24 protein-coding genes are annotated in these 23,153 nt (G+C 52.6%); 9 read left to right on the forward strand and 15 right to left on the reverse strand.

The features are described 5' to 3' along the window. Nucleotides 1–330: 330 nt before the first annotated feature. Complete coding sequence (gmhB, locus tag ACJHX3_RS21245; RefSeq protein ID WP_001140178.1) at nucleotides 331–903, reverse strand: D-glycero-beta-D-manno-heptose 1,7-bisphosphate 7-phosphatase; 573 nt, start codon at nucleotides 901–903, stop codon at nucleotides 331–333. 187 nt (nucleotides 904–1,090) lie between these two features. On the opposite strand from gmhB, the gene metN reads away from it, so the two are divergent. The 7 genes from metN (at nucleotide 1,091) to ACJHX3_RS21280 (ending at nucleotide 7,555) form a co-directional block, all read left to right on the forward strand. After that, nucleotides 1,091–2,122 (forward strand): methionine ABC transporter ATP-binding protein MetN, encoded by a 1,032-nt coding sequence (gene metN / locus ACJHX3_RS21250; protein ID WP_000593994.1) that lies wholly within the window; start codon nucleotides 1,091–1,093, stop codon nucleotides 2,120–2,122. Further along, nucleotides 2,115–2,768: a methionine ABC transporter permease MetI gene (locus tag ACJHX3_RS21255; RefSeq protein WP_001294600.1), complete on the forward strand. Its 654-nt coding sequence runs from the start codon at nucleotides 2,115–2,117 to the stop codon at nucleotides 2,766–2,768. The genes metN and ACJHX3_RS21255 overlap by 8 nt, the downstream gene beginning before the upstream one ends. Before the next feature lie 39 nt (nucleotides 2,769–2,807). Next, nucleotides 2,808–3,623, forward strand: coding sequence for a methionine ABC transporter substrate-binding lipoprotein MetQ (gene metQ, locus ACJHX3_RS21260; RefSeq protein ID WP_000874224.1), 816 nt, complete (start codon nucleotides 2,808–2,810; stop codon nucleotides 3,621–3,623). Nucleotides 3,624–3,740: 117 nt separating this feature from the next. Then, complete coding sequence (gene rcsF, locus ACJHX3_RS21265; protein ID WP_001202329.1) at nucleotides 3,741–4,145, forward strand: Rcs stress response system protein RcsF; 405 nt, start codon at nucleotides 3,741–3,743, stop codon at nucleotides 4,143–4,145. After that, complete coding sequence (tsaA, locus tag ACJHX3_RS21270) at nucleotides 4,142–4,849, forward strand: tRNA (N6-threonylcarbamoyladenosine(37)-N6)-methyltransferase TrmO (RefSeq protein WP_000093980.1); 708 nt, start codon at nucleotides 4,142–4,144, stop codon at nucleotides 4,847–4,849. Before rcsF ends, tsaA begins: the two co-directional genes overlap by 4 nt. 110 nt (nucleotides 4,850–4,959) lie before the next feature. Further along, nucleotides 4,960–6,678, forward strand: coding sequence for a proline--tRNA ligase (gene proS, locus ACJHX3_RS21275; RefSeq protein ID WP_001260707.1), 1,719 nt, complete (start codon nucleotides 4,960–4,962; stop codon nucleotides 6,676–6,678). Between the two features lie 52 nt (nucleotides 6,679–6,730). Next, nucleotides 6,731–7,555: a YaeF family permuted papain-like enzyme gene (locus tag ACJHX3_RS21280; protein WP_001469015.1), complete on the forward strand. Its 825-nt coding sequence runs from the start codon at nucleotides 6,731–6,733 to the stop codon at nucleotides 7,553–7,555. Between the two features lie 29 nt (nucleotides 7,556–7,584). Here ACJHX3_RS21280 and nlpE read toward each other — a convergent pair whose 3' ends face one another. From nlpE to ACJHX3_RS21295, 3 genes are read right to left on the reverse strand one after another with little or no spacing between them, the layout of a single operon-like run. Then, entirely contained in the window at nucleotides 7,585–8,295 is a 711-nt protein-coding gene (gene nlpE / locus ACJHX3_RS21285; protein ID WP_000239194.1) for an envelope stress response activation lipoprotein NlpE, read from the reverse strand. A gap of 13 nt (nucleotides 8,296–8,308) precedes the next feature. Then, nucleotides 8,309–8,731 (reverse strand): alternative ribosome rescue aminoacyl-tRNA hydrolase ArfB, encoded by a 423-nt coding sequence (gene arfB / locus ACJHX3_RS21290; protein WP_000635545.1) that lies wholly within the window; start codon nucleotides 8,729–8,731, stop codon nucleotides 8,309–8,311. Beyond that, nucleotides 8,728–9,273 carry a YaeQ family protein gene (locus ACJHX3_RS21295; protein WP_001185309.1) on the reverse strand — a complete coding sequence of 182 codons (546 nt, stop codon included), beginning with the start codon at nucleotides 9,271–9,273 and terminating at the stop codon, nucleotides 8,728–8,730. Before ACJHX3_RS21295 ends, arfB begins: the two co-directional genes overlap by 4 nt. A gap of 165 nt (nucleotides 9,274–9,438) precedes the next feature. Here ACJHX3_RS21295 and ACJHX3_RS21300 point away from each other — a divergent pair, with 165 nt between their 5' ends. Together ACJHX3_RS21300 and rof are read left to right on the forward strand one after the other, a co-directional pair. Further along, nucleotides 9,439–9,639: a YaeP family protein gene (locus ACJHX3_RS21300; protein WP_000417058.1), complete on the forward strand. Its 201-nt coding sequence runs from the start codon at nucleotides 9,439–9,441 to the stop codon at nucleotides 9,637–9,639. Next, complete coding sequence (rof, locus tag ACJHX3_RS21305; protein ID WP_000062311.1) at nucleotides 9,626–9,886, forward strand: Rho-binding antiterminator; 261 nt, start codon at nucleotides 9,626–9,628, stop codon at nucleotides 9,884–9,886. Before ACJHX3_RS21300 ends, rof begins: the two co-directional genes overlap by 14 nt. Nucleotides 9,887–9,934: 48 nt before the next feature. Here the strand turns inward: rof and tilS are convergent, their stop codons facing one another. The 11 genes from tilS to skp form a co-directional block, all read right to left on the reverse strand. After that, a complete protein-coding gene (gene tilS, locus ACJHX3_RS21310; RefSeq protein ID WP_000176528.1) occupies nucleotides 9,935–11,233 on the reverse strand; it encodes a tRNA lysidine(34) synthetase TilS in 1,299 nt (432 codons plus the stop codon). A gap of 64 nt (nucleotides 11,234–11,297) precedes the next feature. Then, entirely contained in the window at nucleotides 11,298–11,687 is a 390-nt protein-coding gene (locus tag ACJHX3_RS21315; protein WP_000901098.1) for a VOC family protein, read from the reverse strand. Nucleotides 11,688–11,743: 56 nt separating this feature from the next. Next, the gene (gene ldcC, locus ACJHX3_RS21320; protein WP_001020990.1) at nucleotides 11,744–13,885 is read right to left on the reverse strand and encodes a lysine decarboxylase LdcC; all 2,142 of its coding nucleotides are present in this window, start codon (nucleotides 13,883–13,885) and stop codon (nucleotides 11,744–11,746) included. 98 nt (nucleotides 13,886–13,983) lie between these two features. Further along, complete coding sequence (accA, locus tag ACJHX3_RS21325; protein WP_000055746.1) at nucleotides 13,984–14,943, reverse strand: acetyl-CoA carboxylase carboxyl transferase subunit alpha; 960 nt, start codon at nucleotides 14,941–14,943, stop codon at nucleotides 13,984–13,986. Between the two features lie 12 nt (nucleotides 14,944–14,955). After that, on the reverse strand, nucleotides 14,956–18,438 hold the full coding sequence (gene dnaE, locus ACJHX3_RS21330) for a DNA polymerase III subunit alpha (RefSeq protein ID WP_001294757.1): 3,483 nt from the start codon (nucleotides 18,436–18,438) through the stop codon (nucleotides 14,956–14,958). 36 nt (nucleotides 18,439–18,474) lie between these two features. Next, a complete protein-coding gene (gene rnhB, locus ACJHX3_RS21335) occupies nucleotides 18,475–19,071 on the reverse strand; it encodes a ribonuclease HII (protein WP_000569428.1) in 597 nt (198 codons plus the stop codon). Further along, nucleotides 19,068–20,216, reverse strand: coding sequence for a lipid-A-disaccharide synthase (gene lpxB, locus ACJHX3_RS21340; protein WP_410236204.1), 1,149 nt, complete (start codon nucleotides 20,214–20,216; stop codon nucleotides 19,068–19,070). Before lpxB ends, rnhB begins: the two co-directional genes overlap by 4 nt. Continuing rightward, on the reverse strand, nucleotides 20,216–21,004 hold the full coding sequence (gene lpxA / locus ACJHX3_RS21345) for an acyl-ACP--UDP-N-acetylglucosamine O-acyltransferase (RefSeq protein ID WP_000565966.1): 789 nt from the start codon (nucleotides 21,002–21,004) through the stop codon (nucleotides 20,216–20,218). Before lpxA ends, lpxB begins: the two co-directional genes overlap by 1 nt. A 3-nt stretch (nucleotides 21,005–21,007) precedes the next feature. Then, nucleotides 21,008–21,463 carry a 3-hydroxyacyl-ACP dehydratase FabZ gene (gene fabZ, locus ACJHX3_RS21350; RefSeq protein WP_000210739.1) on the reverse strand — a complete coding sequence of 152 codons (456 nt, stop codon included), beginning with the start codon at nucleotides 21,461–21,463 and terminating at the stop codon, nucleotides 21,008–21,010. 104 nt (nucleotides 21,464–21,567) lie between these two features. Further along, nucleotides 21,568–22,593, reverse strand: coding sequence for a UDP-3-O-(3-hydroxymyristoyl)glucosamine N-acyltransferase (gene lpxD, locus ACJHX3_RS21355; RefSeq protein ID WP_001139287.1), 1,026 nt, complete (start codon nucleotides 22,591–22,593; stop codon nucleotides 21,568–21,570). Between the two features lie 3 nt (nucleotides 22,594–22,596). After that, nucleotides 22,597–23,082 carry a molecular chaperone Skp gene (gene skp, locus ACJHX3_RS21360; protein ID WP_000758956.1) on the reverse strand — a complete coding sequence of 162 codons (486 nt, stop codon included), beginning with the start codon at nucleotides 23,080–23,082 and terminating at the stop codon, nucleotides 22,597–22,599. Nucleotides 23,083–23,153: the final 71 nt, after the last annotated feature.

Genomic DNA, 23,153 nt, shown 5'->3' on the forward strand with positions numbered 1-23,153 from the left:
GAATTACGTGTTCACTCTTGAGACTTGGTATTCATTTATCGTCTTGCGACGTTAAGAATCCGTATCTTCGAGTGCCCACACAGATTGTCTGATAAATTGTTAAAGAGCAGTTGCGACGCGGCTTTCAGCTCACTGTCGCGAGGTGGCGTATATTACGCTTTCCTCTTTCAGAGTCAACCCTGAATTTCAGGATTTTTCTCTTCAACCGAACCGGCTGTTTGTGTGAAGTGATTCACATCTGCCGTGTCGATGGAGGCGCATTATAGGGAGTCGGCTCAGGAAGACAAGCGGAAAAATGCATTTTTATTTCAACCGCTCATCTTTTAATCATTACGCCGGTTTTTGCTGCTTTTTTATCGCTTGCGGCAGGTCTGCCAGGCTATTTAACACCCAATCCGCCGCGTTTTCTGCTTCAGGCGTAACAGGTTTACCCGTACGCACCAGCACTTTTGTTCCCACGTTCGCCGCAGCTGCTGCCTGCATATCTTCTAATTTATCGCCCACCATATAAGAAGCGGCCATATCAATATGCAAATAATCGCGTGCTGACAAAAGCATCCCCGGATGTGGTTTGCGGCAGTCGCAGACCTGGCGAAACTCTTCAACACTACCCTGCGGATGATGCGGGCAATAATAGATACCATCCAGATCGACATCTCGGTCCGCCAGCGACCAGTCCATCCACTCGGTCAGCGTTTCAAACTGTGCTTCAGTAAATTTACCGCGAGCAATGCCAGACTGGTTGGTGACTACCACCAGCGCAAAGCCCATTTTTTTTAGCTCGCGCATGGCGTCAATAACACCGTCGATAAATTCAAAGTTGTCGATCTCATGGACATAGCCGTGATCGACATTAATGGTGCCATCACGGTCAAGAAAAATTGCGGGTACGCTCTTCGCCACCTTTTATAGCTCCTTAATAAGGCATGTGACGCTAGTATCGCATGTTTCGACCAGCAAGAAAGTGCTCTTCGCATAAACCTGATTGATTTAGACGTCTGGATGCCTTAACATCCATTTCATTGACGGCGTTGCCCGTTCCAGGCATTCGAAATGCCACGACTAACTTAATGACGATAATAAATAATCAATGATAAAACTTTCGAATATCACCAAAGTGTTCCACCAGGGCACCCGCACCATCCAGGCGTTGAACAACGTCAGCCTGCATGTGCCAGCTGGACAAATTTATGGCGTTATCGGTGCCTCTGGCGCGGGTAAGAGTACGCTTATACGTTGTGTAAACCTGCTGGAGCGCCCAACCGAGGGTAGCGTGCTGGTCGATGGCCAGGAACTGACCACGCTGTCAGAATCCGAGCTGACCAAAGCTCGCCGCCAGATTGGTATGATTTTCCAGCATTTTAACCTGCTCTCTTCGCGTACTGTTTTTGGCAACGTGGCTCTGCCGCTGGAGCTGGACAACACACCGAAAGATGAGATCAAACGTCGCGTGACGGAATTGCTGTCATTGGTTGGTCTTGGCGATAAGCATGATAGCTACCCGTCGAATCTTTCCGGTGGGCAGAAACAGCGTGTGGCGATTGCCCGTGCGTTAGCCAGCAATCCCAAAGTATTGCTGTGTGATGAGGCCACCAGCGCGCTGGATCCGGCAACGACACGTTCTATTCTCGAACTGCTGAAAGACATCAACCGCCGTCTGGGTTTGACGATTCTGTTGATCACCCACGAAATGGACGTTGTGAAGCGCATTTGTGATTGCGTGGCGGTCATCAGCAATGGCGAACTGATCGAGCAGGACACGGTAAGTGAAGTGTTCTCGCATCCGAAAACGCCGCTGGCGCAGAAGTTTATTCAGTCGACCCTGCATCTGGATATCCCGGAAGATTACCAGGAACGTCTGCAAGCGGAGCCATTCACTGACTGCGTGCCGATGCTGCGTCTGGAGTTTACCGGTCAATCGGTCGATGCCCCACTGCTTTCTGAAACCGCGCGTCGTTTCAACGTCAACAACAACATTATTAGCGCGCAGATGGATTACGCCGGTGGCGTTAAGTTCGGCATCATGCTGACTGAAATGCACGGCACACAACAAGATACGCAAGCCGCCATTGCCTGGCTGCAGGAACACCATGTAAAAGTAGAGGTACTGGGTTATGTCTGAGCCGATGATGTGGCTGCTGGTTCGTGGCGTATGGGAAACGCTGGCAATGACCTTCGTATCCGGATTTTTTGGGTTTGTGATTGGTCTGCCGGTTGGCGTCCTGCTTTATGTCACGCGTCCGGGGCAAATTATTGCTAACGCGAAGCTGTATCGTACCGTTTCTGCGATTGTGAACATTTTCCGTTCTATCCCGTTCATTATCTTGCTGGTATGGATGATTCCGTTTACCCGAGTTATTGTCGGTACATCGATTGGTTTGCAGGCAGCGATTGTTCCGTTAACCGTTGGTGCAGCACCGTTTATTGCCCGTATGGTCGAGAACGCTCTGCTGGAGATCCCAACCGGGTTAATTGAAGCTTCCCGCGCAATGGGTGCCACGCCAATGCAGATCGTCCGTAAAGTGCTGTTACCGGAAGCGTTGCCGGGTCTGGTGAATGCGGCAACTATCACCCTGATTACCCTGGTCGGTTATTCCGCGATGGGTGGTGCAGTCGGTGCCGGTGGTTTAGGTCAGATTGGCTATCAGTATGGCTACATCGGCTACAACGCGACGGTGATGAATACGGTACTGGTATTGCTGGTCATTCTGGTTTATTTAATTCAGTTCGCAGGCGACCGCATCGTCCGGGCTGTCACTCGCAAGTAACGTTCAACACAACATAAATAATTGAAGAAGGAATAAGGTATGGCGTTCAAATTCAAAACCTTTGCGGCAGTGGGAGCCCTGATTGGATCACTGGCACTGGTAGGCTGCGGTCAGGATGAAAAAGATCCAAACCACATTAAAGTCGGCGTGATTGTTGGTGCCGAACAGCAGGTTGCAGAAGTCGCGCAGAAAGTTGCGAAAGACAAATATGGTCTGGACGTTGAGCTGGTAACCTTCAACGACTATGTTCTGCCAAACGAGGCATTGAGCAAAGGCGATATCGACGCCAACGCCTTCCAGCATAAACCGTACCTTGATCAGCAACTGAAAGATCGTGGCTACAAACTGGTCGCAGTAGGCAACACTTTTGTTTATCCGATTGCTGGTTACTCCAAGAAAATCAAATCACTGGATGAACTGCAGGATGGTTCGCAGGTTGCCGTGCCAAACGACCCAACTAACCTTGGCCGTTCTCTGCTGCTGCTGCAAAAAGTGGGCTTGATCAAACTGAAAGATGGTGTTGGCCTGCTGCCGACCGTTCTTGATGTTGTTGAGAACCCAAAAAATCTGAAAATTGTTGAGCTGGAAGCACCGCAGCTGCCGCGCTCTCTGGACGACGCGCAAATCGCTCTGGCAGTTATTAACACCACCTATGCCAGCCAGATTGGCCTGACTCCGGCGAAAGACGGTATCTTTGTCGAAGATAAAGACTCCCCGTATGTAAACCTGATCGTGACGCGTGAAGATAACAAAGACGCCGAGAACGTGAAGAAATTCGTCCAGGCTTATCAGTCTGACGAAGTTTACGAAGCAGCAAACAAAGTGTTTAACGGCGGCGCTGTTAAAGGCTGGTAATTTTTAGGCTGTTTCCACAATTTGTAATATCATTCAGGACGGGCGCTTGCCCGTCTTGTCATTTTTACAAGCTCCTGATTCAATATTGACGTTTTGATCATACATTGAGGAAATACTATGCGTGCTTTACCGATCTGTTTAGTAGCACTCATGCTAAGCGGCTGTTCCATGTTAAGCAGATCCCCTGTCGAACCCGTTCAAAGCACTGCACCCCAGCCGAAAGCGGAGCCTGCAAAACCGAAAGCGCCGCGCGCCACGCCGGTCCGAATTTATACCAATGCAGAAGAATTAGTCGGCAAACCGTTCCGCGATCTCGGTGAAGTCAGTGGCGATTCTTGCCAGGCCTCCAATCAGGACTCTCCGCCGAGCATTCCAACCGCACGCAAGCGGATGCAAATTAACGCCTCGAAAATGAAGGCCAATGCGGTATTACTGCATAGCTGCGAAGTCACCAGCGGTACGCCAGGCTGCTATCGTCAGGCTGTATGTATCGGTTCTGCGCTTAACATTACGGCGAAATGAGCAGTTTCCAGTTCGAGCAAATAGGCATTATTCGCTCGCCCTATAAAGAAAAATTCGCCGTTCCGCGCCAGCCAGGTCTGGTAAAAAGCGCCAACGGCGAACTGCATCTCATTGCTCCCTACAACCAGGCCGACGCCGTTCGCGGCCTGGAAGCGTTCAGCCATTTATGGATCCTTTTCGTCTTTCATCAAACGATGGAAGGCGGCTGGCGTCCGACTGTGCGTCCACCGCGCCTCGGCGGTAATGCCAGAATGGGTGTTTTCGCTACGCGCTCCACTTTCCGCCCTAACCCGATTGGTATGTCGCTGGTAGAGCTGAAAGAGGTTGTTTGCTATAAAGACAGCGTGATTCTGAAGCTCGGCAGTCTGGATCTGGTAGATGGGACGCCGGTGGTGGATATCAAACCGTATCTCCCCTTTGCCGAATCGCTTCCCGATGCCAGTGCCAGCTATGCGCAAAGTGCGCCAGCGGCAGAGATGGCGGTGAGCTTTACCGCAGAGGTCGAAAAGCAGCTTTTGACGCTAGAGAAGCGTTATCCGCAGTTAACGCTGTTTATCCGCGAAGTACTGGCGCAGGACCCGCGCCCGGCCTATCGTAAAGGTGAGGAAACGGGCAAAACCTATGCCGTCTGGCTGCATGATTTTAACGTTCGCTGGCGCGTCACCGACGCAGGTTTTGAAGTCTTTGCGCTGGAACTGCGTTAAATTCGCTCCCTTCTCTTTTGACATTTCTTTTGCACTGGTAAACTAAATCACTTTTTTTGTCCCAGGCTCGCCTTGAGCCTGTTCTACCTTCCAACTGGAACCGTAACAACATGCGTACTAGCCAATACCTGCTCTCCACTCTCAAGGAGACACCTGCCGACGCCGAGGTGATCAGCCATCAGCTGATGCTGCGCGCCGGGATGATCCGCAAGCTGGCCTCCGGGTTATATACCTGGCTGCCGACCGGCGTGCGCGTTCTGAAAAAAGTCGAAAACATCGTGCGTGAAGAGATGAACAACGCCGGTGCGATCGAGGTGTCGATGCCGGTGGTTCAGCCAGCCGATTTGTGGCAAGAGAGTGGTCGTTGGGAACAGTACGGTCCGGAACTGCTGCGTTTTGTTGACCGTGGCGAGCGTCCGTTCGTACTCGGCCCAACTCATGAAGAAGTTATTACAGACCTGATTCGTAACGAGCTGAGCTCTTACAAACAGCTGCCGCTGAACTTCTATCAGATCCAGACCAAGTTCCGCGACGAAGTGCGTCCGCGTTTCGGCGTCATGCGTTCCCGCGAATTCCTGATGAAAGATGCTTACTCTTTCCATACTTCTCAGGAATCCCTGCAGGAAACCTACGATGCAATGTATGCGGCCTACAGCAAAATCTTCAGCCGCATGGGGCTGGATTTCCGCGCCGTACAGGCCGACACCGGTTCTATCGGCGGTAGCGCCTCTCACGAATTCCAGGTGCTGGCGCAGAGCGGTGAAGACGATGTGGTCTTCTCCGACACCTCTGACTATGCAGCGAACATTGAACTGGCAGAAGCTATCGCGCCGAAAGAACCGCGCGCTGCTGCTACCCAGGAAATGACGCTGGTTGATACGCCGAACGCGAAAACCATCGCGGAACTGGTTGAACAGTTCAATCTGCCGATTGAGAAAACGGTGAAAACTCTGCTGGTTAAAGCGGTTGAAGGCAGTAGCTTCCCGCTAGTTGCGCTGCTGGTGCGTGGTGACCACGAGCTGAACGAAGTTAAAGCAGAAAAACTGCCGCAGGTTGCAAGCCCGCTGACTTTTGCGACTGAAGAAGAAATTCGTGCCGTGGTTAAAGCCGGTCCGGGTTCACTGGGTCCGGTAAACATGCCGATTCCGGTGGTGATTGACCGTACCGTTGCAGCGATGAGTGATTTCGCTGCTGGTGCTAACATCGATGGTAAACACTACTTCGGCATCAACTGGGATCGCGATGTCGCTACCCCAGAAATTGCTGATATCCGTAACGTGGTGGCGGGCGATCCAAGCCCGGATGGCCAGGGTACACTGCTGATCAAACGTGGTATCGAAGTTGGTCACATCTTCCAGCTGGGTACCAAGTACTCCGAAGCACTGAAAGCCTCCGTACAGGGTGAAGATGGTCGTAACCAAATCCTGACGATGGGTTGCTACGGTATCGGGGTAACGCGTGTAGTAGCTGCGGCGATTGAGCAGAACTACGACGAACGCGGCATCGTATGGCCTGACGCTATCGCGCCGTTCCAGGTGGCGATTCTGCCGATGAACATGCACAAATCCTTCCGCGTACAGGAACTGGCCGAGAAACTGTACAGCGAACTGCGTGCACAAGGTATCGAAGTGCTGCTGGATGACCGCAAAGAGCGTCCGGGCGTGATGTTTGCTGATATGGAACTGATCGGTATTCCGCACACTATTGTGCTGGGCGACCGTAACCTCGACAACGACGATATCGAATACAAATATCGTCGTAACGGCGAGAAACAGTTAATTAAGACAGGTGACATCGTCGATTATCTGGTGAAACAGATTAAAGGCTGATGCCAGAAAGGGTCCTGAATTTCAGGGCCCTTTTTTACATGGATTGTATAAAATGGATAAACCAAAGGCGCATTGCCGCCTGCTTCTCCCCAGCTTTCTTTTCCTTTCGGCCTGTACCGTAGATATCAGCCAGCCAGACTCATCAGCCACAGCGGTAGATGCCGGGGCGAAAACATGGGCAGTCAAATTCCAGCATCAAAGCTCTTTCACCGAACAATCAATAAAAGAAATAACGGAACCTGATCTCAAACCCGGCGATTTGCTGTTCTCCTCAAGCCTTGGGGTAACCTCATTTGGAATCCGCGTCTTCAGCACTTCCTCTGTGAGTCACGTTGCAATCTATCTGGGTGATAATAACGTTGCAGAAGCGACAGGTGCTGGCGTCCAGATTGTTTCCCTTAAAAAAGCCATGAAGCATAGTGATAAGCTTTTCGTCTTACGAGTACCGGATCTTACCCCGCAACAAGCCACAGAAATCACCGCGTTCGCCAACAAAATTAAAGATAGCGGTTACAACTATCGCGGCATTGTCGAATTTATTCCCTTTATGGTGACTCGCCAGATGTGCTCACTGAATCCGTTCTCCGAGGATTTTCGCCAACAGTGCGTCAGCGGCCTGGCGAAAGCGCAGTTAAGCGGTGTGGGCGAAGGAGACAAAAAATCGTGGTTTTGTTCGGAATTTGTCACTGATGCATTTGCCAAAGCCGGGCATCCGCTTACGCTGGCGCAATCAGGCTGGATTAGCCCTGCCGATCTGATGCATATGCGTACTGGCGATATCTCTGCGTTTAAACCAGAAACGCAGTTACAGTATGTTGGGCACCTGAAGCCAGGGATTTATATCAAGGCGGGTCGCTTTGTTGGACTGACTCAGTGATGAAAGCCGGAGAATGCTCCGGCTTTCAATTACTGCCCCAAACTACTGCAATCCTGGTTCGGGTAAAATTTACCTGCCGTATCGGGCGCTAATACTTTGGTTGGCGCACCGGTATCCGGATTAGCCTCAAGCGTAAAGTGACCTTCTACTGACAGTAACATCGGTTTTTCACTGTTACCGCGCGCAGCCAGGTAGCTACGCTCCAGCTCTGCATTATTCGCTACCATAAAACGTTTTCCGGTCGCGCAATCAGTGAAGGTCGCCGCATCAGCCATATAAAAATACATGCCCCGCAGAGTCATCGGCGTCATGGGTAAACTGGATTGTGCCGGTTCCAGCGTATAGTTGAACTGCGATTCAATCGGATTACCTTCACGATCGAGCATCTCCAGCGCATCTCCTTTCGCCCGATAATATGACTTTTCACCTTTGCTGTCGGTTAATACCAGCTTGTCAGCGGTTCGCGCCCATGTACCGTAGGAAGCGAAAGAGGAAGGCTCTTCACGCGCACCAAGATAGCGCTCATTCATCACCCAGGTTCCGTCTTTTTCGAGGAACAGAGAGGTTTCGATTCCTTCGCAATCAGCACACGGCAGCACGCCGCGCCAACTTTGCGGCATCGGTTTCAGTTCGGCAGCCTGTGCCGGAGAAAGCGTATCGACTTCGGCCCGATTATTACATCCCATCAGAGTAAAGAGGCTGATTACAGCCATCGCTGTCACTATCGCTTTTTTCACCATCCATTCCTTCTTTTTATTCCCGACCGCTGCGCACTTTGCCGCGCATCGCCTTCACGCTTGATTTTTGTGCTTTCGATGCCAGCCTGCGCTCTTTTGATGCGCGGGTGGGCCGCGTGGGTCGTCGGGCTTTTTGTTCTGTTGTTAAATCTTTAATCACTGCCACCAGCCGGGCCAGAGCCGCTTCGCGGTTCAGTTCCTGACTGCGGTATTCCTGTGCCTTAATGACAATCACCCCATCACTGCTGATCAAGTGATGGCTGGCGGCGAGCAGACGTTCTTTGTAATACTCTGGCAGGCTGGACGCCCGAATGTCAAAACGCAGATGAATAGCCGTTGAGGTCTTATTAACATGCTGCCCGCCCGCGCCCTGCGCACGAATGGCGGTGATCTCAAGCTCACCATCGGGGATAGCAACATGTCGGGAAATCACAATCATGAAGGTTGTTGCCAAGCGGTTAAGTTCACTTCCAGATTATTCTTATCATCCGATAACCAGATCACGCCATCCTGAATCGTTGCCTGCAGCGTCATGGTACGATCGGCAAAGGCGCTTACTTTCGCCAGTTGTTCATCGTCCAGATACCAGATGGAAAGATTGGAAAACTGCGCGCATTTGCTCTGATTTTGCTGCCACCAGATTTGCGCCGCCCGACTATTATAGGCAAACAGCGCCACTTCTGCGGCCTGGGTGCAGGCTTTCTTAATCCGTCGCTCATCCGGCAGCCCCAGCTCGATCCACAAATCAATGCCCAAATGATCGTTACGCAGCCACGCTTCCGGCTCATCATCGGCACACAAACCACGGGTAAATTGCAGACGTTCATCAGCATATTTCAGCCACGCCAGCAGGCGCAGCATCATGCGCTCCTGGGTTTCTGAAGGGTGGCGCGCCAGCGTCAGAGAGGCATCGAGAAACTGGTTGCGGTCGACATCGGCCACATTAACCGTCGCTTTATAAATTGTCGCTTTAAGCGCCATAAGAAAACTCCTTTCGAATCAGGAGGCCATTGTAACGGAATACGTGCAGTTGCGGCGCTGATATTGCAGAAATGAGTGTGGTATAGTCACCTTGCGAAACAGAGTTTATCTTCGTAGGCTTAGACTTGCATCCACGGTTAAGTCAGAGTGCTGACAGGAGGGCATGTGGAAAAATATTGTGAGTTAATACGCAAGCGGTACGCGGAAATCGCCAGCGGAGACTTAGGATACGTTCCGGACGCGCTGGGCTGCGTTTTGAAAGTGCTGAATGAAATGGCTGCCGACGACGCCCTTTCTGAGGCTGTCAGGGAAAAAGCAGCATACGCTGCGGCAAACTTACTGGTGAGCGATTATGTCAATGAATGATACGTATCAACCAATCAATTGTGATGATTACGATAATCTTGAGCTCGCCTGCCAGCATCATTTAATGCTGACACTTGAGCTGAAAGATGGCGAAAAATTGCAGGCGAAGGCCAGCGATTTAGTCTCCCGCAAAAATGTGGAGTATCTGGTCGTCGAGGCCGCTGGTGCAACCCGCGAGCTGCGTCTGGATAAAATTACCAGCTTTAGCCACCCGGAAATCGGTACGGTGGTGGTGAGCGAGTCCTGATTGACTTTCGCCGGATGCGACGTTTGAAGCGTCTTATCCGGCTTTCACTTAACTAAGCGTTCTATTCCAGATAAAACTTACGCCATTCTCACCTTCAGCCACACCTTCTTGCGTCATAAATACCCCTGCCGCCGCAATCAACGTTTCGCCATAAAACAGCAGTGGCGTGGTGTCACGTAGCCACGGCGGCACGCCCAGCTCCTGCCAGATTTTCTTCAGCTTACGTCCGCCGTTGCGCCCGATAATATGCAGCAATCCTGGCGCTTTGAAACGCACGCTGACCGCTTCGTCTGCACGAGGAGGGCGAATATCGCCTCCCGCAGTAAGCTGTACACTTCCCAGCCCCGCCGGTAATTCCAGCGGTTGTAGCCACGTCTGCCACGGCACAATGGTTTCGCTTTGCCCGGCAACGGATTTAATCCACCACAGTTGCGACTGATAGCGGCGGATTTCAAACGCGCCCAGGCGTAAACAGGGGGAAGCATCTTCCCGCGCCAGCGCCACTTCCTGCCAGATCCTCACCAACGCGTCGCGGGAAGGCATCGGTGCATTCTTCCCTGCCAGCCAGCGGCGGATAATCGCCGCGCGGCGGGCATCACTCATCGCCAGCATTGGCGCAATCTGCAGCGTCCCCTGCGACGTTTGACAGTGCGCTATATCATCCGCCAGCAGTTCATCTAACAGGCTCTCTTGTTCAGCGCAAAGCGCAGCGCTGCGGGCCGTTGCTTCGGCAAAATGCGGCCAACGCTGCTGCAATAACGGCACCACGCGCAGGCGCAGGAAGTTACGATCGTAGCTATCATCCTGATTACTTTCGTCTTCAATCCAGCGTAAACCATGCGCCAACGCCCACTGCTCCAGTTCCCCCCGCGTGCGGGCAAGCAACGGGCGGATAAGCCGTGTTCCGGCAAACTCCGAAACTTCCGCCATAGCCGAAAGCCCGGCAGGGCCGCTACCGCGTTTTAGCGCCAGCAGAAAGGTTTCACATTGATCGTCGAGATGTTGCGCTGTAACCAGCACTTCACCGGGCAACAAGGTGCGGGCAAATGCCTGATAACGTGCCTGCCGCGCCTGGGCCTCAATACCTAGCCCCTCTTGCGCAAGTTGCACGCGCTCGACCACCAGCGGCACCTGCCATTGTTGGCAGATGTTCTCGCAATGCCTAACCCAGGCGTCGGCATTGGCACTTAAACCGTGATGCACATGGATAGCGCGCAGAGTGACGCCCGGATTTTCCGCCCGCCACTGCACCAACTGATGCAGCAGAACGGTAGAGTCAAGCCCGCCGCTAAAGGCCACCAGAATCTGGCGTGAGGTGAGAAGTTGTCTATTGAGCGTGAGTGTCATGATGGTGCGATTTTACAGTAGCAATGCCCGGCACGTTACCGGGCAAATGCGGCGATGACAAGCCTTACTGCTCATACAGTTCCAACGGCAGCCCGTCCGGATCGTTAAAGAACGTGAAGCGTTTTTGCGTGTATGGATCGACACGGATGGCTTCACACTTCACGTTATGGCTTTCAAGGTGCGCCACTGCCGCATCGATATCATCAACGCTAAAAGCCAGATGACGCAGGCCGCAAGCTTCCGGTCGGCTGGGGCGCTCCGGCGGGAACGGAAATGAGAAAAGCTCAATCACATATTGCCCATTAAGCGCCAAATCCCCTTTCCACGAGTCGCGCGCTTCGCGATAGACTTCGCTTTGCAGCGTGAAACCAAGAATATCGCAGTAGAAAGCTTTGCTCACCGCATAATCCGTCGCAATAATCGCAATATGGTGAACCTGTTTTAAACCCAGCATAACGTCTCCTTTATTTGTTAACAGCACGTTACTCGCCCGGAAGCCGCTCTGGCAAGTTATCCCGCCATTTTTAGGACTCGTACGCGGTAAACGCCGTCTTCGTCCTGTTTCGCGCCGTGAATATCCGTTTCAAAACCGGGGTAATGTTGCCCTACGGAACAAAGCATCAGCAGAAAATCGAGTACTGTGCGGCTCTCTTTGGTCAGCATTTCTCCTGGCATCAGCAGCGGTACGCCCGGTGGATAAGGCAGGATCATATTTGCCGACACCCTACCAACCAGTTGTTCTAGCGCAATGGTTTCTACTTCGCCTTTAATCTGCCTCTGCCATGCCTGATGTGGCGTCATGATCATCTCCGGCAAGGTATCGAATGCCCGCAACATCAAACCGGGAAGATCGTGTTTACGAATCAGCTTATGGATCCCTTGCGCCAGATCCTGAATACGCATATTGCGGTAGAAATCGGGATCTTCTGCATAGAGATCGGGTAGCATATTTTTGATCCGCAGGTTGAGATCGTAAGAGCGTTTGAATTCCGTCAACCCACGCAATAATCCCATTACCTTGGTTTTATCGATGCCAATACTAAAAAGAAACAGCAGGTTATACGGGCCGGTTTTCTCTACTACGATCCCACGTTCGTCGAGGAATTTTGCCACCAGCGCCGCCGGGATCCCCTCCTCGCTCATATTGCCCTGCTCGTCCATCCCCGGTGTCAAAATAGTGACTTTAACCGGATCGAGAAACATATGATCGGCATCCGCATCGTTAAAGCCGTGCCACCGTTCGCCTGGCGCAACGGGCCAGCATTCGGCTTCATCCACCTGCGGCGGTTGCCAGATATCAAAAAACCAGCCGTCAGACTCTTCCCGCAGCCGCTGGACCTCTTTGCGAAAATGCAGAGCTCGTTCTACTGAACGGTTAATCAGCCGTTTGCCTGGATTACCACGCAGCATCGCCGCCGCCGTCTCAACCGAAGCAACAATGGGATAACTGGGCGAGGTGGTGGTATGCATCATAAAGGCTTCGTTAAACGCCTCTTCGTCATACTCACCTTTAATGTGGATCAGCGAAGCCTGCGATAACGCCGCCAGCATTTTGTGGGTCGATTGCGTTTCGAAGATCACTTTTCCCGCAACGCGCTCGCCGCTCATACCACTTTTACCCTGGTAGATCGGATGAAAATGGGTGTACGGCACCCAGGCGGAATCGAAGTGGATCGAAGGGACATCCAGCGTCTGTTTGATCCAGTCGGTGTTGTAGAGCAAGCCATCATAGGTTGAGTTGGTGATCACCGCATGAACCGGCCATTGTGCTTGCGTGGTGGCAGCGACTTTCTCTTCGATACTGTCGCGAGAAAATTCACGGCGCGGGATCCCACCAAGAATCCCCAACGCATTACGCGTCGGTTTCAGCCAGACTGGCACTACATCGTTCATCATCAACAGATGCGCCAGCGATTTATGACAATTGCGGTCAATTAACAGCGTACTGCCGGACGGCGCGGCGTACATACCCACAATTTTGTTCGACGTCGATGTTCCGTTGGTAACGATATAACTCTGTTCCGCGTCAAAAGTCCGCGCGATGTACTCTTCTGCTTCCAGGTGTGGCCCGGTGTGGTCGAGCAACGAACCAAGCTCGGTAACCGAAATAGAGACATCAGCCTTAAGAGTATTCCCGCCGAAAAAATCATAAAACAGACAGCCAACCGGGCTTTTTTGATATGCGGTGCCGCCCATATGACCCGGCGTACAAAAGGTGTACTTCCGCTCTTTGACGTAGGTAAACAAGGCTTTCGTGAACGGCGGTGTAATGTTATCAAGATATTCGTTGGTGTACTGACGCATACGAATGGCGATATCTTCCGCCTGCCCCAGCGCATATTCAAAAAACCAGAGCGCCATCCGCATATCCTGCACGCTGACATCCATCGTCGAGTGGGTGTTGATGAAGGCATAAAGCGGGAGATATTCATTAAGCTGATTGATATCGCTACATAAATCGAGACTGTACTCATCCCAGTCAAAAATCACGCCGCAAATTCGAGGGTTATGTTCGATAAATTTCAGCAAATCAACGCTGTTTTGTGGCCAGATAATCTGAAAGCCTTGCGCCACCAGCGCCGACTCCAGTTCTTTGATGGGCTCATCTTTATAAAAGACGCCATGCGGTCCCATAATGGCAATGATGTTCATGTGTTCCTCCTGGAAAATCCTTCCTTAATCATAGCCTGCTCAAACCGTGGCGATAAAAAAGGGCCACCGAAGTGACCCTTTTTCAGAACTTTTGCGAATTATGCGTAACCGTAGCTCATCAGGCGCTGATAACGACGATTTTTTAAATCTTCAGTGCTTAACACGTCGAGATCGGCCAGATCCGCCAGCAGTTGCGCTTTCAACGATGCAGCCATCGCTTCCGGGTTACGATGAGCGCCGCCCAGCGGTTCCGGGATGATGGAGTCGATCAGTTTCAGCTCTTTCAGACGCGGAGCGATGATACCCATCGCTTCAGCCGCCAGCGGCGCTTTGTCGGCGCTCTTCCACAGAATGGACGCACAACCTTCCGGCGAGATAACGGAATAGGTGCTGTATTGCAGCATATTCACTTTATCGCCCACGCCAATCGCCAGCGCGCCGCCAGAACCACCTTCACCGATAACGGTACAAATAGTCGGTACGCTAAGGCGAGACATTTCACGCAGGTTGCGTGCAATGGCTTCAGACTGACCGCGCTCTTCTGCGCCCACGCCCGGATAAGCCCCCGGGGTGTCGATAAAGGTGATGATTGGCATCTTAAAGCGTTCAGCCATTTGCATCAGACGCAGTGCTTTGCGGTAACCTTCTGGCGCTGGCATACCAAAGTTACGGCGAATTTTTTCTTTGGTTTCACGACCTTTTTGATGACCAATGATCATCACCGGACGACCATCGAGACGGGCGATACCACCGACGATAGCTTTATCGTCTGCATACGCGCGGTCGCCAGCCAGTTCGTCAAATTCATCAAATGCCAGGCGAACGTAATCCAGGGTATAAGGACGCTGTGGATGGCGTGCCAGTTGCGCAATCTGCCATGCACCGAGATCGGCGAAGATTTTACGCGTCAGTTCTACGCTTTTTTCACGCAGACGATGCACTTCTTCATCGATGTTAATATCCAGTTTCTCATCCTGACGGCTAACCGCAGTCAGAGAATCGATTTTCGCTTCCAGCTCTGCAATCGGCTGTTCAAAATCAAGGAAATTCAGACTCATAGTATTCCTGTATTAGTCAAACTCCAGTTCCACCTGCTCCGAACCAATGAGGCCACGGAGATCGTTTAATAAACGATCGCTCGGAGAGACACGCCACGTCGCGCCAAAACGCAACCGCGCGCGTGCATCCGCCCTCTGATAGTAGAGATGTACTGGAATTGTCCCAGAGCGGTGGGGTTCCAGAGACTGACGGAGTCGGTTTAAAAGCTGGTCATCAATTTGCCTGTCCGTCAGCGAGATAGCAAGCCCGCGAGCATATTTTTCCCGGGCTTCGTCAATATCCATCACTTCGCGAGCGGTCATTTTAAGCCCACCGCTGAAGTCATCAAAGCTGACCTGTCCGCTGACGATAAGTATGCGGTCTTTTTCCAGCAATTGCTGGTATTTATCCAGGGCGTCAGTAAACAACATCACTTCCAGCCGCCCGGAACGGTCATCCAGCGTGCAGATACCGATACGATTGCCGCGCTTGGTGACCATAACCCGCGCGGCAACAACGAGCCCCGCAGCCGTGATGACTTTACCACGTTCTGTCGGGTGCATGTCTTTCAGCCTTACGCCTCCGACATAACGCTCAATCTCTTTTAAATACTGGTTGATAGGGTGTCCCGTCAGGTACAGACCTAACGTTTCACGTTCCCCATCTAACACCACCTGCTCCGGCCACGGTTGGCAGCTGGCGTAGGATTGTTCAATTTGTTCCGGCTCTTCGGCCAGCACGCCGAACATATCGGCCTGACCGATAGCTTCCGCTTTCGCGTGTTGATCTGCCGCTTTTAACGCATCGCCCAGCGAGTTCATCAGCGCCGCGCGGTGTGGCCCAAGACGGTCAAACGCCCCGGACATGATCAGTTTTTCCAGCACCCGCCGGTTTAACTTTTTGGTGTCGGTTCGGGCGCAGAGATCAAACAGTTCGCGGAAGTAGCCGCCTTTATTGCGGGCTTCGATGATGGCCTCAATCGGACCTTCACCGACCCCTTTGATCGCGCCAATACCATACACGATTTCGCCGTCGTCGTTGACGTGGAAATGGTAAAGACCGGAGTTTATATCCGGCGGCAGGATTTTCAGCCCCATCCGCCAGCACTCATCCACCAAGCCCACCACCTTCTCGGTGTTGTCCATATCGGCGGTCATTACCGCCGCCATAAACTCCGCCGGATAGTGCGCTTTCAGCCATAACGTTTGATATGACACCAAAGCATAGGCCGCAGAGTGCGATTTGTTAAATCCGTAACCAGCGAATTTCTCCACCAGGTCGAAGATTTTCATCGCCAGTTCGGCATTGATTCCGTTCTTTTCTGCACCTTCAGCAAATACAGAACGCTGCTTAGCCATCTCTTCCGGCTTTTTCTTACCCATCGCACGACGCAGCATATCCGCGCCACCGAGGGTATAACCAGAAAGCACCTGCGCAATCTGCATGACCTGTTCCTGATACAGGATGATGCCGTAGGTTGGCTCCAGTACCGGTTTCAGGCTTTCATGCTGCCACTGTACGTCCGGATAGGAGATCTCTTCGCGACCATGTTTACGGTCGATAAAGTTATCCACCATCCCTGACTGCAACGGACCAGGGCGGAACAGTGCCACCAGTGCGATCATATCTTCGAAGCAGTCAGGTTGCAGACGCTTGATCAGGTCTTTCATACCGCGCGATTCAAGCTGGAATACCGCCGTGGTTTCCGAGCGTTGCAGCATGTCGAAGCTTTTCTTATCATCCAGCGGGATCGCGGCGATATCCAGCGGCGGCTCGCCATTCTTCGCCCGCCGCTTGTTGATCATCTCCAGCGCCCAGTTGATGATGGTGAGCGTACGCAAACCAAGGAAGTCGAACTTCACCAGTCCGGCGTATTCAACGTCGCTTTTATCAAACTGGGTGACCGGATGTTTGCCCTCTTCATCGCAGTAAAGCGGCGCAAAATCGGTAATTTTGGTCGGTGCGATAACCACCCCACCGGCGTGCTTACCGGCGTTACGGGTGACCCCTTCCAGTTTGCGCGCCATGTCGATCAGCGCCTTAACTTCTTCATCCGCTTCGTAGATTTCCGGCAGCTGCGGCTCGGCTTCAAACGCTTTCGCCAGCGTCATCCCCGGATCGGGCGGGATCAGTTTCGAGATACGATCGACAAAGCCGTACGGATGCCCCAGCACGCGACCTACGTCGCGGATCACCGCTTTCGCCGCCATCGTACCGAAGGTGATGATCTGCGATACCGCATCACGACCGTACATGTCCGCCACGTGTTCGATAACCTGATCGCGTTTCTCCATACAGAAGTCAACGTCAAAGTCAGGCATGGAGACACGTTCCGGGTTAAGGAAACGTTCGAACAGCAGGTCAAATTCCAGCGGATCAAGGTCGGTGATTTTCAGCGCGTAGGCCACCAGTGAACCCGCACCGGAGCCACGGCCTGGCCCTACCGGTACGCCGTTATCTTTCGACCACTGGATAAATTCCATAACGATGAGGAAGTAGCCCGGGAAGCCCATCTGGTTGATAACCTGAAGTTCAGTCTCCAGACGTTCGTCATATTCCGGGCGGCGCTTAAGACGTTCTTCCTCATCAGGGAATAAAAAGGCCAGACGCTCTTCCAGGCCTTCTTTTGCACGCTTGACCAGATAATCTTCGGTGCTCATGTCCCCGGTCGGGAACTGCGGCAGGAAGTATTCACCAAGACGCACAGTTACGTTACAGCGTTTGGCGATCTCAACGGTGTTGGCAAGGGCTTCGGGGATGTCGGCAAACAGCTCGCACATCTCCTCTTCGCTACGCATATATTGCTGCGGCGAATAGTTACGCGGGCGTTTAGGATCATCTAGGGTAAAGCCGTCGTGGATCGCGACGCGGATTTCGTGTGCGTCAAAGTCGCTGCTGTCGATAAAGCGCACGTCGTTGGTCGCCACGACGGGCAAACCGCGCGCTTCCGCCAGTTCCACCGCAGCGTGCAGATAGCTTTCTTCGTCCGGCCTTCCGGTGCGGATCAGCTCGAGAAAATAGCGATCCGGGAAGTGTTCTTCATAAAACGCGACACACTCATCTACCAGCGCGCTGTTACCACGCAAAAGACTGCGCCCGACGTCGCCCATGCGCCCGCCGGAAAGAAGGATCAAACCTTCATTTAATTCGATAAGCCAGTCGCGATCGATGATCGGCCCGGCGGCACCGTACCCGCGCTGATACGCTTTTGAGATCAGCAACGTCAGATTCTGATAGCCGGTATTGTTCGCCGCCAGCACCGTCAGGTGGGTTAACTCATCACCCAGCAGGTCGCACTGGACGTTAAAATCCGCCCCGACGATGGGCTTAATCCCTGCGCCATGTCCCGCTCCGTAGAACTTCACCAGACCGCAAAGGTTGGTGAAATCGGTGATCGCCAGTGCTGGCATACCCAACGCCGCCGCCTTTTTTACCAGCGGTGCGGTTTTGGCCAGGCCATCGATCATCGAGTAGTCGCTGTGCACCCGCAGGTGTACGAAACGTGGTTCAGACATCTTCAGATTCCGGTTTACTTAATCTCGACACAAGAATCAGGACGCAAGTCCCAGTGCGCGTTTGACAGGCCCAAAGCTGCGCCGATGGTGTTCGGTCGCGCCGTGTTCAGCCAGTTTTTCCAGATGAAAAGCGGTTGGATACCCTTTGTGTTGGGCAAAACCATATTGCGGGAAAACAATATCCAGCGCCGCCATTTCGGCGTCACGCGTCACTTTCGCCAGGATAGACGCGGCACTGATTTCCGGTACGCGGCTATCGCCTTTCACCACTGCCATCGAAGGCATCGGTAATTTCGGGCAGCGGTTACCATCAATCAACACATATTCCGGCGTAATATGCAGCCCAGCGACGGCACGCTGCATCGCCAGCATGGTCGCATGAAGAATGTTCAGTTCGTCGATTTCGTGGGGTTCCGCGCGGCCCAGACTCCAGCTCAACGCTTTCTCTTTGATCTCTTCGCAGAGCGCCAGACGGCGTTTTTCGCTCAGCTTTTTGGAATCATTCAGCCCGGCAATCGGGCGCGCCGGGTCAAGGATCACCGCAGCGGTGACGACCGCGCCAACTAACGGCCCGCGTCCGACTTCATCCACACCCGCAACCAGCTGCGTGTGCGGATAAACAAATTCGATCATTGTGCTAACTCCAGAACGGCTTGTGCCGCCTGCTCATCGGCATTGCAGCGGATCTGCTGATGCAGTTCACGGAAGGTATCGTGCATCGCGTGGCTGGTTTTCCCGTTCGCCAACAGCGGTAACAGCGCCGCAGCCAGTTTTTGCGGCTCACACTCTTCCTGCAATAACTCTTTGACTAACTCTCTGCCCGCCAGCAGATTTGGCAGCGAGACATAATCAGTTTTCACCAGACGCTTCGCCAACCAGAAAGTGAAAGGCTTCATGCGATACCCCACCACCATCGGGCATTTCGCCAGCATGCACTCCAGGGCTGCCGTCCCCGACGCCAGTAGTGCCGCATCACTGGCGACCATCGCCTCACGGCCCATCCCATCCAGCATATGAACCGACAGGTCTGGCGCAACTTCAGCTTTGATGCGTTCAAACTGCTCGCGGCGTTTGGCATTCACCAGCGGCACCACGATTTCGAGATCCGGATATGTCTGGCGCAAAAGCTGGGCCGTTTTCAGGAAATCGGCACTAAGCATTTCGACTTCTGCACCACGGCTGCCCGGCAACAATGCCAGACAGTGGGCATCGTGAGGGATCCCCAGTACATCACGGGCACCATTTTTATCTGGATCTAATGGCATGGCATCAGCCATGGTATGACCGATAAAGCGGCACGGTACGTTGTATTTGTCATAAAACGCTTTTTCGAAAGGCAGAAATGCGAGCACCAGATCGGTGGCTCTGCCTATTTTGAAAACGCGTTTCTGTCGCCACGCCCAGACGGACGGACTGACGTAATGAATGGTTCTGATACCCTGCTTTTTGAGGTTACCTTCAAGAGTAATATTGAAGTCAGGCGCATCAATACCGACAAAAACATCTGGCTTCAGTTCGCCAAAACGCGTTGTCAGATCGGCACGAATATGCAGTAAGCGACGCAGACGCCCGAGCACTTCAACAATGCCCATCACCGCCAGCTCTTCCATTTCGTACCAGGCTTCGCAGCCTTCAGCCTGCATTCGTGGCCCGGCAACACCAACAAAGCGGGCGTTGGGCACACGTTCTTTCAGAGCGCGGATTAAACCGGCCCCCAGGATATCGCCGGAGGTTTCTCCGGCGACCAGGGCAATTGTTAATGGACGCTGTTCAGTCATTAACGAATCAGACCGCGCGTTGAGCGTGCAAAGAAATCGGTAAAGGCTTTCACTTCCGGATATGTTTCCGCCAGTTCAGCAATTTCCGGTTTCACTTCATCGAGCGTTTTACCGCTGCGATAAATCAGCTTATACGCATTGCGGATAGCGGTAATCGCCTCACGGCTGAATCCGCGGCGCTTCAGCCCTTCGATATTGACACCGAACGGCGTTGCGTGGTTACCCTGCGCAATGACATAAGGAGGGACGTCCTGCGCCACACCGGAGCAGCCGCCAACCATCACATGCGCACCAATGATGCAGAACTGATGGACTGCGGTCATGCCGCCGATAATCGCGAAGTCGTCAACCGATACGTGACCCGCCAGCGTTGCGTTGTTGGCGAGAATACAGCGGTTACCTACCGTACAATCGTGCGCAATGTGCGCGTTGATCATCAGTAAGTTGTCGCTGCCCACCTTCGTCAATCCACCGCCCTGGACTGTGCCACGATGAATGGTGACGCTTTCGCGAATGCGGTTACGATCGCCGATTTCCACACGGGTCGGTTCGCCAGCATATTTCAGATCCTGGTTAACTTCGCCGATGGAGGCGAACTGATAAATCTCATTATCGCGGCCAATTTTAGTATGACCATTCACGACAACGTGAGATTTCAGTACGGTACCCTCACCAATTTCGACATGGGGTCCAACGATACAAAAAGGACCAATGTGAGCGTTAGCGCCAATCGACGCGCCCTCTTCCACAATGGCGGTTGGATGCACAAAGGCGGATTTATCAATCACGTATCAGGCCTCCCGGCTACGAGCACACATCATCGTTGCTTCGCAAACTACTTTACCGTCGACCAGAGCAACCCCTTTAAAACGGGTCAGGCCGCGGCGCGTTTTTTCGAAAGTGACTTCCATGATCATTTGATCGCCAGGCACGACCGGGCGCTTGAAGCGCGCTTCGTCAATACCAGCGAAGTAGTACAGCTCACCCGGTTCCAGTTTTCCTACGCTTTTAAACGCCAGAATACCTGTTGCCTGTGCCATTGCTTCCAGAATCAGCACACCCGGGAAAATCGGTTTTCCAGGGAAATGGCCCTGGAAGAATGGCTCATTGACAGAGACATTTTTTACTGCGCGCAGAAAACGACCTTCTTCAAAATCCAGCACGCGATCCACCAGTAAGAACGGGAAACGGTGCGGCAGAAGTTCTAAAATCTCTTCAATCTGCAGAGTATGAGTGTTAGTAGTCAAGATACTCTTCCTGTCAAAATATAAGAAACGACAATAATAACACGGCCTGCCGCAATCGTAAGAATGAGACAGGCCGTAAAGTTTGGCGAACAAAAGATGGAACGTTAGTCTTGTTGATTAACCTTGCGCTCAAGCGATTTCAGACGCTTGCTCATGTCATCAATGTTCATCACCAGTGCAGCGGTTTTGCGCCAGACTTTGTTGGGTTGCAGCGGAATGCCTGAGGAATAGACGCCTGGTTCAGTGATGGGACGCATCACCATACCCATGCCCGTAACCGTCACTTTGTCGCATATTTCCATATGCCCGTTGATTACGCTGGCTCCGCCGATCATGCAGTAACGACCAATTTTCAGGCTGCCCGCCATAATGACGCCACCGGCAACCGCCGTATTGTCGCCAATCACGACGTTATGTGCAATCTGGCACTGGTTATCAATGATCACGCCATTGCCAATAACAGTGTCATCCAGCGCGCCGCGATCGATGGTAGTACATGCGCCGATCTCCACGCGATCGCCAATAATTACGCGACCAATCTGTGGGATCTTCACCCAGTTACCACGATCGTTGGCATAACCAAAGCCGTCTGCACCTACCACTGTTCCGGACTGGATCAGGCAATTCTGACCGATCTGGATCTCATGGTAAATGGTTACGTTCGCCCAGAGACGCGAACCTGCACCGATTCTGCTGTTTTTACCTACGAAGCAACCGGCACCGATAATCACGTTATCGCCCAGTTCAACGCCGGACTCAATCACCGCGTTAGCGCCAATCGATACGTTGTTACCCAGCTTCGCCGTCGCGTCGATCACCGCACTGGGTGCAATGTTCTGCGCGGGCTGCGGCGTGGTATCTAAAATTTGCGCCATGCGCGCGTAAGTCAGGTAGGGATTCTTCACTACCAGCGCGGCACTTTTCGCGAAAGGAAGATCGTCCTGGGTCATGACAACCGCGGACGCCTGGCACAAGCCTAAATGCTCACGGTATTTTGGGTTAACCATGAACGTGATGTGACCTGTTTGTGCAGATTGCATGGACGCAACGCCGGTGATGACGATATCGCCATCACCGTGTAGTTCTGCATCCAACTGCTGCGCTAAATCAGCCAGTCGAATTGAAGGCATTACTTATTTAACCTGTTTCAGTACGTCGGCAGTGATGTCTTTTACATCGCTGCTGTTGTAAGCAACGGCGTTTGCATCAACAACCAGATCGATATCCTGGCTGTTGGCAACGGATTTCACAGCAGTCTGGATACGAGTAACCAGTTTGCCGCGTTCTTCGTTGGAACGACGTGCGCGATCCTGCTCAAAAGCCTGCGCTTTCTGAGCAAAAGTCTGGCGCTGAGCCATCACGTCTTTTTCCAGCTTAGTGCGATCGCTGCCCGCTTTCATGGACTGCAGCTTTTTCATTTTAGCCTGCAGATCGGTTTCCATACGCTGCAGTTCGCTGGCACGGCCTTTGAACTCATTTTCCAGCGTGTTAGAAACACCGGTTTTCTGCGCTACCTGCTGGAACAGGCTGCCCATATTGACGATTGCAATTTTGTCAGCCGCCTGAGCAGAAGTTGCCAGTGCTAAACCGAGACCTGCAGCTAATAACCACTTTTTCACAATAAACTCCTTACCATCCCATTTGCACCGGAGGGTGCAGTTCTTTGCGTGGCCCGGCGATCTTATATTGA

The sequence above is a fragment of the Escherichia sp. WS1265 genome (assembly GCF_046487585.1).
GTDB classification, from domain to species: Bacteria; Pseudomonadota; Gammaproteobacteria; order Enterobacterales; family Enterobacteriaceae; genus Escherichia; species Escherichia coli.

Bases quoted from the DNA above. Each gene is read 5' to 3' on its own strand.
- metN (WP_000593994.1), top strand. From the start codon at position 1,091: ATGATAAAACTTTCGAATATCACCAAAGTGTTCCACCAGGGCACCCGC.
- ACJHX3_RS21255 (WP_001294600.1), top strand. From the start codon at position 2,115: ATGTCTGAGCCGATGATGTGGCTGCTGGTTCGTGGCGTATGGGAAACG.
- metQ (WP_000874224.1), top strand. From the start codon at position 2,808: ATGGCGTTCAAATTCAAAACCTTTGCGGCAGTGGGAGCCCTGATTGGA.
- rcsF (WP_001202329.1), top strand. From the start codon at position 3,741: ATGCGTGCTTTACCGATCTGTTTAGTAGCACTCATGCTAAGCGGCTGT.
- tsaA (WP_000093980.1), top strand. From the start codon at position 4,142: ATGAGCAGTTTCCAGTTCGAGCAAATAGGCATTATTCGCTCGCCCTAT.
- proS (WP_001260707.1), top strand. From the start codon at position 4,960: ATGCGTACTAGCCAATACCTGCTCTCCACTCTCAAGGAGACACCTGCC.
- ACJHX3_RS21280 (WP_001469015.1), top strand. From the start codon at position 6,731: ATGGATAAACCAAAGGCGCATTGCCGCCTGCTTCTCCCCAGCTTTCTT.
- nlpE (WP_000239194.1), bottom strand. From the start codon at position 8,295: ATGGTGAAAAAAGCGATAGTGACAGCGATGGCTGTAATCAGCCTCTTT.
- arfB (WP_000635545.1), bottom strand. From the start codon at position 8,731: ATGATTGTGATTTCCCGACATGTTGCTATCCCCGATGGTGAGCTTGAG.
- ACJHX3_RS21295 (WP_001185309.1), bottom strand. From the start codon at position 9,273: ATGGCGCTTAAAGCGACAATTTATAAAGCGACGGTTAATGTGGCCGAT.
- rof (WP_000062311.1), top strand. From the start codon at position 9,626: ATGTCAATGAATGATACGTATCAACCAATCAATTGTGATGATTACGAT.
- tilS (WP_000176528.1), bottom strand. From the start codon at position 11,233: ATGACACTCACGCTCAATAGACAACTTCTCACCTCACGCCAGATTCTG.
- ACJHX3_RS21315 (WP_000901098.1), bottom strand. From the start codon at position 11,687: ATGCTGGGTTTAAAACAGGTTCACCATATTGCGATTATTGCGACGGAT.
- ldcC (WP_001020990.1), bottom strand. From the start codon at position 13,885: ATGAACATCATTGCCATTATGGGACCGCATGGCGTCTTTTATAAAGAT.
- accA (WP_000055746.1), bottom strand. From the start codon at position 14,943: ATGAGTCTGAATTTCCTTGATTTTGAACAGCCGATTGCAGAGCTGGAA.
- dnaE (WP_001294757.1), bottom strand. From the start codon at position 18,438: ATGTCTGAACCACGTTTCGTACACCTGCGGGTGCACAGCGACTACTCG.
- rnhB (WP_000569428.1), bottom strand. From the start codon at position 19,071: ATGATCGAATTTGTTTATCCGCACACGCAGCTGGTTGCGGGTGTGGAT.
- lpxB (WP_410236204.1), bottom strand. From the start codon at position 20,216: ATGACTGAACAGCGTCCATTAACAATTGCCCTGGTCGCCGGAGAAACC.
- lpxD (WP_001139287.1), bottom strand. From the start codon at position 22,593: ATGCCTTCAATTCGACTGGCTGATTTAGCGCAGCAGTTGGATGCAGAA.